At 73.9% G+C, this 15862-nt stretch carries 12 protein-coding genes and 1 pseudogene; 3 read left to right on the plus strand and 10 right to left on the minus strand.

Annotated elements, in window-relative coordinates:
- Positions 1 to 31: 31 nt before the first annotated feature.
- Together ACZ4VF_RS13420 and ACZ4VF_RS13425 are read left to right on the plus strand one after the other, a co-directional pair.
- Positions 32 to 1177, plus strand: coding sequence for an aminoglycoside phosphotransferase family protein (locus ACZ4VF_RS13420; protein WP_467925803.1), 1146 nt, complete (start codon positions 32 to 34; stop codon positions 1175 to 1177).
- Between the two features lie 322 nt (positions 1178 to 1499).
- On the plus strand, positions 1500 to 3470 hold the full coding sequence (locus tag ACZ4VF_RS13425; RefSeq protein ID WP_467925805.1) for an N-acetylmuramoyl-L-alanine amidase: 1971 nt from the start codon (positions 1500 to 1502) through the stop codon (positions 3468 to 3470).
- A 42-nt stretch (positions 3471 to 3512) separates the two neighbouring features.
- On the opposite strand, the gene ACZ4VF_RS13430 is transcribed toward ACZ4VF_RS13425, so the two are convergent.
- From ACZ4VF_RS13430 to ACZ4VF_RS13470, 9 genes are all read right to left on the minus strand, one after another.
- Entirely contained in the window at positions 3513 to 4010 is a 498-nt protein-coding gene (locus tag ACZ4VF_RS13430) for a glycosyltransferase family protein (protein ID WP_014670824.1), read from the minus strand.
- An 86-nt stretch (positions 4011 to 4096) separates the two neighbouring features.
- Positions 4097 to 5545, minus strand: coding sequence for a 3-hydroxybutyrate oligomer hydrolase family protein (locus ACZ4VF_RS13435; protein ID WP_467925806.1), 1449 nt, complete (start codon positions 5543 to 5545; stop codon positions 4097 to 4099).
- 138 nt (positions 5546 to 5683) lie between these two features.
- Positions 5684 to 6925: an extracellular catalytic domain type 1 short-chain-length polyhydroxyalkanoate depolymerase gene (locus tag ACZ4VF_RS13440; protein ID WP_467925807.1), complete on the minus strand. Its 1242-nt coding sequence runs from the start codon at positions 6923 to 6925 to the stop codon at positions 5684 to 5686.
- A 267-nt stretch (positions 6926 to 7192) separates the two neighbouring features.
- Positions 7193 to 8095: a universal stress protein gene (locus ACZ4VF_RS13445; RefSeq protein ID WP_467925809.1), complete on the minus strand. Its 903-nt coding sequence runs from the start codon at positions 8093 to 8095 to the stop codon at positions 7193 to 7195.
- Positions 8096 to 8214: 119 nt separating this feature from the next.
- Entirely contained in the window at positions 8215 to 8457 is a 243-nt protein-coding gene (locus ACZ4VF_RS13450) for a DUF397 domain-containing protein (protein WP_467925810.1), read from the minus strand.
- A 130-nt stretch (positions 8458 to 8587) separates the two neighbouring features.
- Entirely contained in the window at positions 8588 to 9754 is a 1167-nt protein-coding gene (locus tag ACZ4VF_RS13455; protein ID WP_467925812.1) for a thiolase domain-containing protein, read from the minus strand.
- Positions 9751 to 10821: a thiolase domain-containing protein gene (locus ACZ4VF_RS13460; protein WP_467925813.1), complete on the minus strand. Its 1071-nt coding sequence runs from the start codon at positions 10819 to 10821 to the stop codon at positions 9751 to 9753. The genes ACZ4VF_RS13455 and ACZ4VF_RS13460 overlap by 4 nt, the downstream gene beginning before the upstream one ends.
- Entirely contained in the window at positions 10818 to 11759 is a 942-nt protein-coding gene (locus ACZ4VF_RS13465) for a Zn-ribbon domain-containing OB-fold protein (protein WP_467925814.1), read from the minus strand. The genes ACZ4VF_RS13460 and ACZ4VF_RS13465 overlap by 4 nt, the downstream gene beginning before the upstream one ends.
- A 215-nt stretch (positions 11760 to 11974) precedes the next feature.
- Positions 11975 to 12775, minus strand: coding sequence for a crotonase/enoyl-CoA hydratase family protein (locus ACZ4VF_RS13470; RefSeq protein WP_467925816.1), 801 nt, complete (start codon positions 12773 to 12775; stop codon positions 11975 to 11977).
- Between the two features lie 189 nt (positions 12776 to 12964).
- Here ACZ4VF_RS13470 and ACZ4VF_RS13475 point away from each other — a divergent pair, with 189 nt between their 5' ends.
- Positions 12965 to 14635 carry an acyl-CoA synthetase gene (locus ACZ4VF_RS13475; RefSeq protein ID WP_467925817.1) on the plus strand — a complete coding sequence of 557 codons (1671 nt, stop codon included), beginning with the start codon at positions 12965 to 12967 and terminating at the stop codon, positions 14633 to 14635.
- Between the two features lie 194 nt (positions 14636 to 14829).
- Here ACZ4VF_RS13475 and ACZ4VF_RS13480 read toward each other — a convergent pair.
- Positions 14830 to 15666, minus strand: a pseudogene (locus tag ACZ4VF_RS13480) (alpha/beta fold hydrolase).
- Positions 15667 to 15862: the final 196 nt, after the last annotated feature.

A 15862-nucleotide genomic window follows, 5' to 3' on the forward strand; every position in this document is an offset into this window, starting at 1 on the left:
ACTGCAGGCACACGAAGGGATCTGTTTTCCCATGTACGCAGCATCGTCCTCCGTGTCCGCCCCGCCCCGGCCGCTGCGCCCCCGCCCGGCGGGCGGCGGGCCGTACCTCGATCCGGCGGCGCGCCCGGGCGGTCCCGTACCGCTCGGGGGCCGCCCCCGGCGGATCCCGGGTCAGCCCGGGGCCCAGCCGCTCAGCGGGAGGCTCGACCTGTCCGGCCCCCAGGGCGCGCAGCTGCGCACCGCGCTCGCCGCGGTGCACCGGATCTGCCCGGAGTTCGCCCCGGTGCAGGTCCTGCGGCGGAGCGGACGGTCCGTCCTTCTCGTCGGGACGACGGGGCGCAGCACGGCCGTGGCCAAGTGTCTCCTGGACCACTCGCCGGCCTGGGTGGAGCGGAGCCGTCAGGAAATAGCCGCATACCGCTCGTTCGTCCGGCACCGGCCGCCGGTCCGGGTGCCGAGGCTGATCGCGGCGGACCCGGACAACTGCACGCTGGTGATCGAGCGCATGCCGGGCCGGACGGCGGCGTTCCAGCGGCACCCCTCGGAGGCACCGCCCCGCGCGGACATCCGGGCCGCGCTCGGCGCGATCTGCCGGGTGAACGCCTGGCGGCCTCCGCCGGGCACCTTCGACATGCCGCTGGACTACGCGGTCCGGATCTCCCGGTACCACGAACTGGGCCTGCTCACCGACCGGGACCTCGGCGACCTGCAGAAGCTGCTGCACGGCATCGCCCACGAGGTGGGCCGGCACGGCATGCTCCAGTTCTGCCACGGCGACGCCCTGCTCTCGAACATCCTTCTGTCACCGGCCGGTCCAGTGCTGGTGGACTGGGAGCACGCGGGCTGGTACCTGCCGGGGTACGACCTGGCGACGCTGTGGCTGGTCCTCGGTGACGCGCCGGTGGCCCGGCGGCAGATCAGCCAGATCGCCCAGTCGGCCGGCCCGGCCTCCCGGGACGCCTTCCTGGTGAACCTGATGCTCCTGCTGACCCGGGAGATCCGTACGTACGAGACGGCCGTGCAGCGTTCGATGCACGACGCGGCCCCGACGGCACCGGGTGCGGCCCACCCGGGTGCCGCGCCGTCCGGCGAGGAACAGCGGCTGCTGCTCAGGCGGCTGCACGACGACTGCCAGATGGCCCGCAGGGCCGTCCGTGCGGCGGTCGGCACTCGCTGACGGGGACGACGGGTCCGCGATGCGCCCCGAGCGGCGGCGCACCGCGGACCTTCGTGTCCGCGCCGGCGCCTGCGTGTCCGCGCCGGCGCCTGCGTGTCCGCGCCGGCGCTTTCGTGTCCGCCGCGGGCGGATGGCCACTGGTGTATGCCAGTGACGCTCCGCAGGCCCGCGCACCGCCGCCGCGAAACTCGCCGGAAACCCTCCGTGACGTGGTAAATCGCCTTCCTGTGGGCATCATTGACGGATCGTCGGCAAGCCGGTACCACTGACCCAGCTCGGCGCCGCACGCCCCGCCACGCTCCGCCCGTCACAGGAGGCCGCATTGCGAGGATCCGCCACCGACCCCACGTCCACTCCCGGCCACAGACGTCTGCGGCGAACCGGCGTCCCGCTCGCCTCCGCGGCCCTGCTGCTGCCCCTGCTCGGCGCGGCCCCGGCCCCCACCGCCACGGACCCCTCCCCGCACCGGCTGCAGCACGCGTTCGCCGCCGCGGCGGCCGAGTACCACGTACCGCAGAGCGTTCTGCTGGCCGTCTCCTATCTCCAGTCCCGCTGGGACGCCCACGGCGGGGCGCCGAGTGTGACCGGCGGCTACGGACCGATGCACCTCACCGACGCGCGCACCGCGATCGCCGCCACGGAACACCTCGCCGAGGGGACGGAGGACGCCCGGGGAGACTCCGCCCGGGCCGCGCTGCGTCCCACCGCCGGGGCGCCGGCCGAGTCGGCGCTGCCGGCCCGCCTGAAGACCCTGCCGAGGGCCGCGGAGCTGTCCGGCCTGCCGGCGGAGGAGCTGCGCACCGACCCGGCGGCCAACGTGGCGGGCGGCGCCGCCCTGCTCGCCGCCGCGCAGAAGCGGCTGGGCGAACCGCTGAGCGCCGATCCGGCCGACTGGTACGGCGCGGTGGCCACCTTCTCCGGAGCCGATGACCGGGCGACCGCCGCCGCGTACGCCGACGACGTGTACGACGTGCTGCGCACCGGCGAGGAACGCACCACGGACGACGGCCAGCTGGTGACCCTGGCCGCGCAGCCGCGGCTGACCGCCGACACCGGCTCGCTGCGGCGGGCCGGGCTGCGCACCCTGCCCGCGGAGGGCACCGAGTGCCCGAAGTCGGTGTCGTGCGAGTCGGTCCCGGCGCCCTACGAGGAGTTCGGCGACAACGACTACGGCAACCACGACCTCGGCGACCGCCCGGACTCGCAGAGCATCAGGTACATCGTCGTCCACGACACCGAGGGCGCCTGGGACGGGGTCATGAAACTGATCCAGGACCCCACCTATGTGTCGTGGAACTACACGATTCGCTCGACCGACGGTCTGATCGCCCAGCACGTCAAGGCCAAGGACGTGGCCTGGCACGCGGGCAACTGGTACGTCAACGCCAAGTCGATCGGCATCGAGCACGAGGGGTTCCTCGCCGCGCCGGACGCCTGGTACACGGAGGCGATGTACCGGTCCTCGGCCCGGCTGGTGCGGTACCTCGCGCGGACGTACGACATCCCGCTGGACCGGCAGCACATCCTCGGCCACGACAACGTGCCCGGGCCGACCGCGTCCAGCATCCCGGGGATGCACACGGACCCCGGCCCGTACTGGGACTGGCGCCACTACTTCCAGCTGCTGGGCCACCCGTTCCGGCGCACGGCCGGTCCCCGCTCCGGGGTGGTGACGGTGCTGCCGGACTACGCCGCCAACCGGCCCGTCTACACCGGCTGCACCACCAGGGGCGAGCCGTGCGCGGCGCACGGCTCCAGCGAGGTGCGGCTGTACATGGACCACGACGAGTCCGCCCCGCTGGTCAAGGACATCGGCCTGAAGACGGACCCGACCGACGGCGTGAACGATCTGTCCTCGCGGGTCTCCACCGGCCAGAGTTACGCGGTGGCCGACCGCTGGGGCGAGTGGACGGCCATCTGGTACCTGGGGCAGAAGGCCTGGTTCCGCAACCCGCACAAGGACCCGGCGGCCGTGCCCGCGCGGGGTCTCGTGGTGACGCCGAGGGAGGGACTGGCGAGCGTCCCGGTCTACGGCCGCGCCTATCCGGAGAAGGAGGCCTACCCGGCGGGCGTCCCCGCGCAGTCGGTGGTGCCGCTGCCGTACACCATTCCCGCCGGACAGCGGTACGTGGTCGGTGACGAGGTGCCGGGCGAGTACTACTACGCGGTCACCTTCACCCCCGACGCGCACCGGGTCGTGGTGGGCGAGGAGCTGTACTACGAGATCCAGTACGGCCACCGGATCGGGTTCGTCCGGGCCGCGGACGTGACGCTCGAAGCCGCCACCCGCTAGTCCGGCGGCTTCCCGGTCCTGCCCCCGGATCCCCGCCGGGTCTCAGCCCTGCTGGAAAAGCTCCGCCGGAAGCGGCTTCAGCAGGGCGTACAGGTCGTCGGTGATGGGCCGGTCCCAGGCGGCGATGGTCACCAGGACTCCGTCGCTGCGGTCGAACTGGACGCAGGAGATCCGGCTTTCGGAGAGCTTCAGCCGCCGCACGATCAGGAGGTTGTCGCCCTGGAGCACCGGGGTGTCCTCGACACCGACGACGGTGACCTCCTCGTCGTTCTCCAGCGCCAGCAGCAGCTGGCCCACCTCGAAGGGGATCTCCCCCTCGGCGACGTCGCGGGCCGGGGAGCCCTCCGGCAGATTGCCGATGATCATGGCGGGGCCGCGTCCGCCGAACAGGTCGTAGCGCAGGAAGACACCCTGGCAGGTGCCGTCGGGGGCGGGCAGCAGGCCCGCGCCGAGGTTGCCCGGCCAGTCGCCCGGGTCCATGGCCAGCACGTCGAAGTCGGGTCCGGCAGGGGTCGCGCTGCGGCGGCGGAGGAACGACATGCGGCCATGGTACGTGGGCTCCGCGGGAAGTGCCGTGACGGGGTGGTCGATCATGAGCGGGTCCGTCGGGGCCGCTCGTTCCCCGTTCAGCCCAGGGGACAGCTGGTCAGCAGCGTGGCCGGTGTCGCGTCGGGCGGGCGCGGGACCGTGTGGCCGGCGGGCGGGGCGGCGTCCCCCGCGATCCAGTGTTCCAGGGCCTCGAAGGCCGCGCGGTGGCAGGGCACCATCGGGCGGATCCGGCCGGGGAAGGCGTCGGCCAGCGCGTCGGTGTGGGTGCCGTCCTCGACGCGGTAGTAGCGCAGCAGGGAGCCGCGGCCGGCCTCGTGGACCATGCGGGCGTAGACGTCGGAGTCCTCGCTGATCGGCAGCAGCACGTCGAGGGTGCCCTGGAGGGTGATCAGGGGTTTGCCGACGCGGCCGGTGAGGGCGATGCGGCCGACCGCCCGGTGGACGGCGGCGGGGCGGGCCGCGTAGTCGTAGTCGGCGTCGCAGCCGGGGGTGCCGGAGGCGCAGTACGGGGTGCCCGCCTCGGTGACGCCGTCGTAGCCGGGGTCGAGTTCCTCGCGGTAGATGCGCTGGGTGAGGTCCCAGTGGACCTGGTGGTGGTACGGCCACAGGAACTCGGAGCCGGCCGGGAAGCCGGCCCGGTGCAGTGCCGTCCGGGCCTCGGCGGCGCCGGGTCCGCCGGCGGCGTAGGCGGGGTAGTGGCGCAGTGCGGCCGGCAGGGAGGTGAGCGGGTTGGGGCCGTCGGCGCGCCAGAGGGTGCCCTCCCAGTCGACTCCGCCGTCGTACAGCTCGGGGTGGTTCTCCAGTTGCCAGCGGACCAGGTAGCCGCCGTTGGACAGGCCGGTGGCGAGGGTGCGGGCCGGGGGCCGGTGGTAGCGCTGGGTGACCACGGCGCGGGCGGCGCGGGTGAGTTGGGTGAGGTGGGTGTTCCATTCGGCGATGGCGTCGCCGGGCCGGCGGCCGTCGCGGAAGAAGGCGGTTCCCGTGTTGCCCTTGTCGGTGGCGGCGTAGGCGTAGCCGCGGGCGAGCACCCAGTCGGCGATGGCCCGGTCGTTGGCGTACTGCTCGCGGTTGCCCGGGGTGCCGGCGACCACCAGGCCGCCGTTCCAGTGGTCGGGCAGGCGGATCACGAACTGGGCGTCGTGGTGCCAGCCGTGGTTGGTGTTGGTGGTGGAGTTGTCCGGGAAGTAGCCGTCGATCTGGATGCCGGGGACGCCCGAGGGGGTGGGCAGGTCCTTGGGGGTGAGGCCCGCGTAGTCGGCCGGGTCGGTGTGGCCGGTGGCCACGGTGCCGGCGGTGGTCAGCTCGTCCAGGCAGTCGGCCTGCCGGCGGGCGGCGCCGGGGACGTGCAGCCGGGTGCGGCCGGCGCAGTGGGCGTCGGGTGTCCCCTGGGCGGTGGGAGCCGCGGTGGCGGGCGTGACCAGGAGCGAGCAGGCGGCGGCGAGGGAGAGGGCGCCCAGGGCGGTGCGGCGGGTACGGCGGGCGGGCCGGGGGCGGTGGCCGGGCGGTGGGGTGTGGTGGAGCGGCATGCGGTTCCTCCGGCGGGTTGGGGACGCGCTGGAGGCTAGGGCTGGTGTGGGGGGTGCGGACATGTGTGGAGCCGCCATGATGACGACCCGTTAGGGGGGTCCGGGCACCATGGCGGCTGGAGGGAGCCCGGCTCCCTGTCAGGGGCAGCCGCTGTCGGCGAGGGTGAAGTACCCCGTGGGTGACTCCTTCAGGGTGTGGGTGACGAATGTGTTGTACAGGCCCATGTTCTGGCCGGATCCCTTGGCATAGGTGACGCCTCCGCTGGTGGTGGCCCGGCCGGCCCGCACGTGGGCGTAGTTGCTCGCCGTCCAGCAGGCGGCGGTGCCGCCGTCACCCGGGTCGCCGGGGCCCGGGTCGGTGGTGTCCAGGCCGAAGAACCGGGCGATCCAGCGGCTGGAGCAGATCGAGTCGAGGAAGTACGGGGCAGTGGTGCTGCCGCACTGCTCGCCGCCGGTGCCGGGGTCGACCGGGGTGCCGTGCCCGATGCCCGGGACCCGGTCGACCTCGACGGCGACCGTGCCGTCGGCGGCCAGGTACTGGTCCTGCCGGGTGGCGTCGGACCCGATGACGGCGGTCCTGGTGGGCGTCTGGGACAGTCCGTGCAGGGCCGTCCACTGGTCGCGCAGTTCGGTGGCGTTGCGCGGTACGACGGTGGTGTCCTGGTCGCCGTACCAGATCGCGTTGCGCGGCCACGGGCCGGTGTACGAGGGGTAGGCGTCGCGCACCCGCTGGGCCCAGTCGGCCGGGCTCAGGTCGACGCCGGGGTTCATGCAGGTGTAGGGGCTGTTGTCCCGGGTGCAGTCGTAGGGCAGGCCGGCGACGACGGCGCCCGCCGAGAACACGTCGGGGTAGGTGCCGAGCATGACGGCGGTCATGGCGCCGCCGGCGGACAGTCCGGTGACGTAGACGCGCCCGGGGTCGGCGCCGTAGGCGGTGACGGCGTGGCTCACCATCTGCCGGACGGACAGGGCCTCGCCCTGACCGCGCCGGTTGTCGCCGGTCTGGAACCAGTTGAAGCACCTGTTCGGGTTGTTGGCGGTGGAGGTCTCGGCGAGCACCAGCAGGAAACCGTCCTGGTCGGCGAGCTGGGGCAGGCCGGAGTTGTCGGCGTAGACCTGGGCGGTCTGGGTGCAGCCGTGCAGGGCGACGACGACCGGCGGGCGGGCCGGCAGGGTGGCGGGCCGGTGGACGTACATGGCGAGGGCGCCCGGGTTGGTCCCGAAGTCGGTCACCCGGGTGAGCGTGACGGCGGCGCGGGCCTCGGGTGCGGGGGCGGCGAGTGCGGTGCCGAGGACGACGGCGAGGACGGCGAGGAGGCGGGACAGGAGACGGGCACGGGGTGGTGTTCCGGGCGCCGTGCGGGACGGGGGCAGGGGCATGGCGGCTCCTTCGGTGGACACACGGGTCCCCGGCCGCTCCCGCGCGGGGACGCCGCCGGGAACGCCGGGGGTGGCGGAACCATAGGTTCGGGTGTGTCCGCGGACCATGGCGCCGGGCACCACAGCCGTCGGCGGCCGGGTCGGCACCGGACGGATTGCGGGCCGCGGTGCCCTCTGCTAGGGCCTCTCTTCCGGATCTCGCCGGGGTCGGACGACAGGCGCCGTCGCCCGGAGCCGGCCTGATCCAGGCCCTGGGCGGTGCCCGTCTCAGTCCTCCGGTGGGGCCGGCGGGACCACCGCGACCGGGCTCGCCGCGTGCAGCAGCACCGCCTGGGTGACGGAGCCCATCATGCGGGCCGGGGCGAGCAGCCGTCGCCGGTGCCGGCCGACCACGACCAGGTCGGCGCCCCTGGAGGCGGCGACCAGGTGGCCGGCCGCGTCGCCGGGCAGTGCCTCGACGGAGGCACGCACCTCGGGGTGGCGGTCCCGGTGCGGGGCGAGGAAGCCCTCGGCGAGGACCCGGGTCTCGTGCTCCACGGCGTCCTGGTCGACCGCCGGCGGCACCACCTGGCCGGGTGCGGACCAGGTCTGCAGCGGCCACGGGTAGGCGGCGATCACCTGGAGCCGGGCGCCGCGCCGGGCGGCCTCGGCGCAGGCGAAGGAGAGGACGCCGTCGTCGGGGCTGTCGGCGTGCACGCCCGCGACCACCCGGGGCCCGGGCTCGGCGGGGCCTTCTCCGTGCACCTCGCGGCCGGGCCGGGGGACGACCACCACGGGGCACTCGGCGTCCCGGGCGGCGGCGAGGCCGTTGGAGCCGAGCAGCAGGCTGGCGAAGCCGCCGCGGCCCCGGGAGCCGAGCACCAACAGCTGGGCGTCGCCGCCCAGTTCGGGCAGGACGGCCCCCGGTACGCCCTCCTGCGCGACGTACTCCACGACCTGGTCCCCGGCACGGTCCGCGAGCCGGGTGCGCACCTCGTCCAGGACGGGGTCGCCCTCCACGTCGGGCGGCCCGGCGACCAGGACATCGGCCTGGCCCCAGGCGGCGTACTGCCGTACGTGCACCACCCGCAGCGGCGCCGCGCGGCGGCGGGCGGCGTCCAGGGCCCAGTCCAGGGCGCGCAGGCTGTCGGCGGACCCGTCCACCGCGGCGATGACCGGCGCAGCGCTCATCCTTACCTCACCTCCGGAACACGACCTTCCCCCTTGCTGGGGCCAGCCTCGCTCAGGTCGGGCCCCGGGCGGGGCGCTGTCGGTCGCGTGTCCCGAATTCCGGCGGCGACACCCCCGGTTCAGGTGAGGTCGAACTCGCCCTCGCGCGCGCCGGAGACGAAGGCGCCCCATTCCGCGGGGGTGAAGATCAGGGACGGGCTCTCCGGGCGGCGGCTGTTGCGCATCGCGATGAAGCCCTCGACGAAGGCGATCTGGACATCGCCCAGGCCTCGGCTGCTGGACTGCCACTGCGCCCTGCTGAGGTCCAGCTCCGGCTTGTCCCAGCCCATGAGCGGCTGCTGCTGGATGGTGCTCTCGGCCACGTCCGTGCTCCTCCCGGTTCGTCGTCCGCGGGCCAGCCTAGCGACCGGCCGCTACGGCGGACAGGGCACGTGGGGACGACCTTCCCGGAGTCCGGCCGGGCCTTCCCGACCGGGCGTTCCCGGCGGGCGGTCAGGAGTCGGGGGGCGTGGAGCCCACGAGCCACATGGAGAAGAACTGGGAGCCGCCGCCGTAGGCGTGTCCGAGCACCCTGCGGGCCCGGTCCAGCTGGTGTTCCCCGGCCTGACCGCGGACCTGGAGGGCGGCCTCGGCGAAGCGGATCATGCCGGAGGCGCCGATGGGGTTGGTGGACAGCACCCCGCCCGACATGTTGACGGGCAGGTCGCCTTCGAGTTCGGTCACGCCGGACTCGGTGAGTTTCCAGCCCTCGCCCTCTTCGGCGAAGCCCAGGTTCTCCAGCCACATGGGCTCGTACCAGGAGAACGGCACGTAGATCTCGGCGGCGTCGACGTCCCGGCGCGGATCGGTGACGCCGGCCTGCCGGTAGACGTCGGCGGCGCAGTCCCGGCCCGCCCGGGGGGAGACGAAGTCCTTGCCGGCGAACAGGGTGGGCTCGCTGCGCATGGCGCCGCCGAGCACCCAGGCGGGCGGGCGGGGCGCGCGGGCGGCTCCGGCGCGGTCGGTGAGGACCATGGCGCAGGCGCCGTCGGAGGACGGGCAGGTCTCGGAGTAGCGGATGGGGTCCCACAACATGGGGGACGCCACCACCTTCTCCAGGGTGATGTCGTGTTCGTGGAGGTGTGCGTAGGGGTTCTTCAGGGCGTTGCGCCGGTCCTTGTAGGCGACGAGGGTGCCGATGGTGTCGGGGGCGCCGCTGCGCCGCATGTAGGCGCGCACATGCGGCGCGAAGAAGCCTCCTGCTCCGGCGAGCAGGGGCTGCTGGAAGGGGATGGGCAGGGACAGGCCCCACATGGCGTTGGACTCGGACTGTTTTTCGAAGGCGAGGGTGAGGACCGTGCCGTGGACGCGGGCGGCCACCAGGTTCGCGGCGACCAGCGCGGTGGACCCGCCGACGGAGCCGGCGGTGTGCACCCGCAGCATGGGTTTGCCGACGGCGCCGAGCGCGTCGGCGAGGTACAGCTCGGGCATCATGACGCCCTCGAAGAAGTCGGGTGCCTTGCCGATGACGACGGCGTCGATGTCGGTCCACGTCAGGGCCGCGTCGTCCAGCGCGCGCCGGGCGGCCTCGCGGACGAGGCCGGCGATCGACACGTCCCGGCGGGCGGCGACGTGCCTGGTCTGGCCGATCCCGACGACGGCCACGGGTTCCTTGCTCATCGTGGGTCCCCTTCGAGGACGGCGACCAGGTTCTGCTGGAGGCAGGGGCCGGAGGTGGCGTGGGCGAGGGCGCGGTCGGAGGCGCCGCGGTGGATGCGGGCGGCGGCCTCGCCGATGCGGACGAGTCCGGCGGCCATGACGGGGTTGGCGGCGAGCGCGCCGCCGGAGGGGTTGACGCGCACGGTGTCGTCCAGCCGCAGGGCCCGGCGCAGGACCACCTCCTGCGCGCTGAACGGGGCGTGCAGCTCGGCGGTGTCGACGGGCCGTTCGAAGGCGCCCGCCTTCTCGGCGGCGAGCCGGGTGGAGGGTGAGTCGGTGAGGTCGCGTACGCCCAGGCCGTGGGCCTCGATGCGATGGTCGATGCCCCGGATCCAGGCGGGCCGCTCGCACAGCCGGCGGGCCCGCTCCCCCGCCGCGAGGATCACGGCGGCGGCGCCGTCGCCGACGGGCGGGCAGTCGCCGGTGCGCAGGGGGCGTACCACGTAGTCGCCCTGCGGGACGTCGCCCGTGAGCTGGGCGTGGGGGTTGGCGGTGGCGTCGGACCTGCTGCGGGCGGCGACGGCGGCGAGCGCGGGTTCGTCGGTGTGTCCGGCGTCGATGAGGGCCTGGGCCTGGAGGGCGGCGAGGGCTATGGCGTCGGGCCACAGGGGGGCGACGTAGTACGGGTCGAGCTGGCGGGTGAGCACGTCCCGCAGGGAGCCGGGCGAGCACTTGCCGTAGGAGTAGACGAGCGCGGTGTCGGCGTCGCCGGTGAGCAGCTTGGTCCAGGCCTCGTACAGCGCCCAGGCGCCGTCCATCTCGACGTGCGACTCGGACAGGGGCGGCCAGGCGCCGACGCCGTCGAGGGCGAGGGTGAAGGAGAAGGCGCGGCCCGCGAGGTAGTCGCTGGAGCCGGAGCAGGTGAAGCCGATGTCGGAGGTCCGCAGCCCGGCCTGGGCCAGGACGTCGTGGAGGACCGGCATGAGCATCTCGACCTCGGAGGACTCGACGGTGGAGCGCCGGTGGTCGGTCTGGGCGAAGGCGACGACGGCGACGTCCCGGGGGCCGGGGGCTTCCTCGCTGGTCACAGCAGCTCCTTGTAGGTGTCGTACTCCGCGTCGGGTTCGCCGGTGGGCCGGTAGTGGTCGGGGTGGCGGGCCCCTTCCGTCCACACGGGTTCGACGCGCAGGCCCATGCGCACCTGGTCGTAGGGGATGCCGCCGATACGGGCGTGCAGCGCCAGGTCGGCGCCGTCCAGGGCGATGTGCGCGTAGACGTAGGGCACCTCGATGTCGAGGTTCTTCGCTTTGATGTTGACGATGCAGAAGGTGGTCACCGTGCCCCGGGGACCCACTTCGACGTGTTCCGTGGTGGCGACGCCACATGTGGGGCACGCACCCCTCGGCGGGACGTACACCTTCCGGCAGGAGGGGCAGCGTTCACCGACCGTGCGCCGCTCGGCGAGGGCGTGGATGTAGTCGGACTGGGCGCGTCCCGGGGAGTAGGTGTAGTCGAGGCGGGCGGGCACGACGACACCGCTGACGGCGTCCGCGAACGCGCCGCTGTGGCCCGTGGGCCGGGCCGCCTCGCCGTCGTACGGTTCGAAGCAGGCGATGTCGGTGATGGCGCCGGAGCGTTCGGCGGCCCAGCGCACGCGGACGCGCATCCCGGTGCGCACGGCGTCGGGTCCGGGGGCGTCCAGGGCGTGCAGGAGGGCGGTGTGGGCGCCGTCGAGCCGTACCAGGACCCACGCGAAGGGTGTCGCGAGGGGCTGCCCGCGGCGGGGTTCGGGGTTCCAGGCCCAGGTGGTGACCGTGCCGGTGGGGGCGACCTCGACGAGGTCGCGGATCTCCTCGGCGGTGACGGGGTCGTACTCGACGGGCGGGACGAGGGTGCGGCCGTCGTTCGTCCTCACACCGAGGACGACGCGCTCGCGCAGGCCGGTGAGGAAGGCGCTCTGGACGGGGCCGAGGGAGCGGGTGAAGGGGAACTCCACGACGAGCGGGGCGGTGAGGACGTCTGGCATCGGCTGCCTCCTTGGGAGGTCGGCGGTGGGGGCGCGGGGCGTGACGTGGGCGGCTCCGCCGCGTGGGCCCGGCCGGCCGGGGGCGGCCGGGGGGCGGGTGCGGCCGGGGGGCGGGTGCGACCGGGGGGCGGGTGCGACCGGGGGGCGGGTGCGACCGGGGGGCGGGTGCGACCGGGGGGCGGGTGCGACCGGCGTCCGCCGGCCCCTGCGGAGGGTCACGCGCGTCTGTAGACGGGGGGCCGTTTCTCCGTGAAGGCGCGGGCGCCTTCCCGGGCGTCGGCGGTGTCGAACACGGGCCATCCCCGGGCGAGTTCGGCGGCGAGACCGTCGGTCTCGGTCATCTCGGCGGTCTCGTACACCGACGCCTTGACGGCCTCCACGGCCAGCGGACCACAGGCGTTGATCCGGTCGGCGATCTCCAGGGCCCTGCCGAGTGCGCCGCCTTCCGGGACGACGTGCCCGATCAGGCCGATACGGGCGGCCTCCTGCGCACTGTAGGGGCGGCCGGTGAGCAGCATCTCCAGGGCGTGGGTGCGCGGGATCTGGCGCGGGAGGCGGACGGTGGAGCCGCCGATCGGGAAGAGACCGCGTCTGACCTCGAACAGGCCGAAGGTGGCGGACTCGCCCGCGACCCGGATGTCCGTTCCCTGGAGGATCTCGGTGCCGCCCGCGACGCAGTGGCCCTCGACGGCGGCGATCACCGGTTTGCGGGGGCGGTGGTGGCGCAGCATCGCCTTCCAGTGCAGGTCGGGGTCGGCCTTCAGCCGGTCGCGGTACTGCTGCCCCTGCATGCCGTCGCCGGCCAGCGCCTTGAGGTCCATGCCGGCGCAGAAGGCGCCGCCGGCCCCGGTGAGCACGATCGAGCGGACCGTGTCGTCCGCGTCGGCCTCCAGCCAGCCGTCGTACAGGCCGACGAGCATCGCCAGTGAGAGCGCGTTCCTGGCGTCGGGCCGGTTGAGCGTGAGCACCAGTGTGGCGCCCTCCCGCCGCACGGTGAGGTGTTCCGTCCCACCCATGGGCCATCTCCCCTCGGTCGGAACGAGAACAGGTTGCAGGAGGCGGGGAGGCACTTCAAGGGTTTTCTGACAGACAGTCAGATTTTCTGGTGCGGGCCCTTCCCAGTTGCGGCGCCCTTTGCTCTGATGACCGGCGAACCGACGGATGCGCCTCTCGCCGCCAGGACGTGCCGGGGTCAGGAGGAAGCGGTGGAGTACAACCTTGCCGACCTGTTCGAGTCGGTCGTCGACGTGGTCCCGGACCGCGAGGCGCTCGTGTACCTCGACCATCCCGGTACGGGCGCGGAGCGCCGGCTGACCTACGCCCGTCTGGACGCCGCCGCCAACCGCATCGGGCACCACCTGCTCGACAGCGGCGTACGCCCCGGCGAACACCTGGGCCTGCACCTGTACAACGGGGTCGAGTACCTGCAGACGGTGCTGGCCTGCCTGAAGGCCAGGATCGTCCCGGTGAACGTCAACTACCGCTATGTCGAGGACGAGTTGGTGTACCTCTACCGGGACGCCGACCTGGTCGCGCTGGTCTTCGACGCGGAGTTCGAGGACCGGGTGGCGGGGGCGCTGCCGCGGACGCCGAAGCTGCGGCACCTGCTGCGGGTGGGCCCATCGGCCGCACAGGCGGTGCCGTCCGTGGAGACGGCGGCGCCCCTCGCCGGGGCCGCGCCCGACCCCGTACCCGGAGCGGTGCCCTTCACCGAGGCGGAGGCCGCCGGGTCGCCCGGGCGGGGCTTTCCCGCGCGCTCCGGGGACGACCTGTTCGTCATCTACACCGGCGGCACGACGGGCATGCCCAAGGGTGTGATGTGGCGTCAGGAGGACCTGTTCTTCGCCGGGCTGGGCGGCGGGGCGCCGACCGGGGAGCCGGTGAAGGCACCGGAGGAGCTGGCGCGGCGGGTCGCCGTGGGCGGCGCCGGGATCACCTTCTTCCCCACTCCCCCGCTGATGCACGGAACGTCGACGCTCACCGCGTTCATCGGCTTCTACTTCGGCCAACGCGTCGTACTGCACCGCAGGTTCGTGCCGGAGGAGGTGCTGCGGACCGTCGAGCGGGAGCGGGTCACCAGCATGTCGCTGGTCGGTGACGCGATGCTCCGGCCGCTGATCGACGCGCTCGCCGGACCGTTGAAGGGCACGGACTGCTCGGCTCTGTTCAGCGTCTCGTCGTCGGGCGCGATCATGTCGGAGACGGTGCGCCGGCAGTTCCGCGAGCTGCTCCCGAACGCGGTGCTGCTGAACAACTTCGGTTCCTCCGAGTCCGGCTTCAACGGCACGGCGACCGAGGACGCGGGACCCGAGCGCGGTTTCCGCATCCACGTCAACTCCCGCACGGCCGTGTTGGATCCGGTGACACACGAGCCGGTGGCGCCCGGCGAGGTGGGCAGGGTCGCGCAGTACGGCCATGTCCCGCTCGGGTACTACAACGACCCGGAGGCCACGGCCGGGACGTTCTTCGAGAAGGACGGGCAGCGCTGGGTGCTGCTGGGCGACATGGCGACGGTCGGCACCGACGGCGTGGTCACCGTCCTGGGCCGGGGCTCGCAGTGCATCAACACGGGCGGCGAGAAGGTGTACCCGGAGGAGGTCGAGCAGGCGCTCAAGGCGCACCCGGACGTGTACGACGCGCTGGTCGCCGGTGTGCCCGACAGCAGGTGGGGCAGCCATGTGGCGGCCGTGGTGCAGTTGCGCCCGGGAGCACCGCGGCCCTCGCTCGCCGACATCCAGAGCCACTGCCGTACCCGCCTGGCCGGGTACAAGGTCCCCCGCCAGCTGGTGATCACCGACGCCGTCCAGCGGTCGCCGAGCGGCAAGGCCGACTACCGGTGGGCACGCGAGGTGGCGGTGGCGGCGGAGCAGCCGTAGTCCGGGGCGGTGTTCCTGGCAGCCCGGGCTGCCGTGGGCCGATCACTCTGTGCGCACGACCGCGCCGTTCACCCACTCAGGATGACGTCCGCCCGCATGGAAGGACCACGGGTGCCTCACTTCACGACCGGCCGGGGGCCGGACACCGGCCCGCCCGATCGCCGGAGCGTCCGGGGCGGGCGCTGCGCGGCCGGTCAGCGGTCGAGGAAGGCGAGCGTCCGGCGCACGAACCACTCCGGGTCGTCCAGCCACGGGTAGTGGGCGGCGCCGGGCTGGACGGTGCACTCGGCGACCGGGAAGGGCTCGGCGGTGCGGCGGGCGAGGCCGGGGCGCGGACCGCCGTCGACCTCGCCGGCGTACACGAGGACCGGCGCGGTCAGGGCGGCGAGGGCGGTCCGGGTGGCCTCCGGGGTGAAGGCGCCCTCGCCGAAGTAGCGCTCGCCGGCCTCCTCGTTGGTCTCTTACGGCTCGGCGTCCGTGTGGGCGCGGGCGGTGGCGTCCCAGCGGCCGTGGAAGAACGGCAGGAACACGTCGTCGAACTCGGCTTCCCCGTGGAGCCAGGCCCGGAACGCGGGGAACGCCGTCGCGAACCAGGGCTCGTCCGCGCGCAGCCGGGCCGCGGCCAGCCGGTCCTCGGGCGTGGCCCGCAGGCCGAGGGCGGACGGGTTGGGGGTGATCAGCAGCAGCCGCCGGATCCGGTGGGGGTGGCGGGCCGCGTAGAGCATCGCCAGGGCGGCACCCGCCGAGTGGGCGACCAAATCCATGTGTTCCAGACCCATGTGGGCCCGCCACGCCTCCACGTCCTCGACCATCCGGTCGCAGCGGTACGTCGCCGGGTCCGCCGGCACCTGCGAGTCACCGGTGCCCCGCAGGTCGAGGAGGGCCAGCCGGCGGTGGGCGGTCAGTCCGCCGAGGTCGCCGAGGTAGGCCGAGGCGCGCATCGGGCCGCCGGGCAGCACGGCGAGCGGCTCGCCCTCACCGCGCAGGTGGTAGGCGAGCCGGGTGCCGTCGGTCGTGGCGAAGGTGGACATGCCGTTGATCATCGGGCCGGGCGCCCCGGGCGCGCAACGCCGTTCCGGGGTCAGGCCGCCGGGGCATCACGCCGCGGAGGATCCCACCGCAGGAGATCACGCGAGGCCGGGTCACCGCACGGAAAATCCCGGCCGCCCTCTTGATTCCGGCCGCGTGGCCTGGATTACTGACCCCGAACGGGTCGACCGAATGATC

Source organism: Streptomyces sp. NPDC029151 (assembly GCF_055564315.1).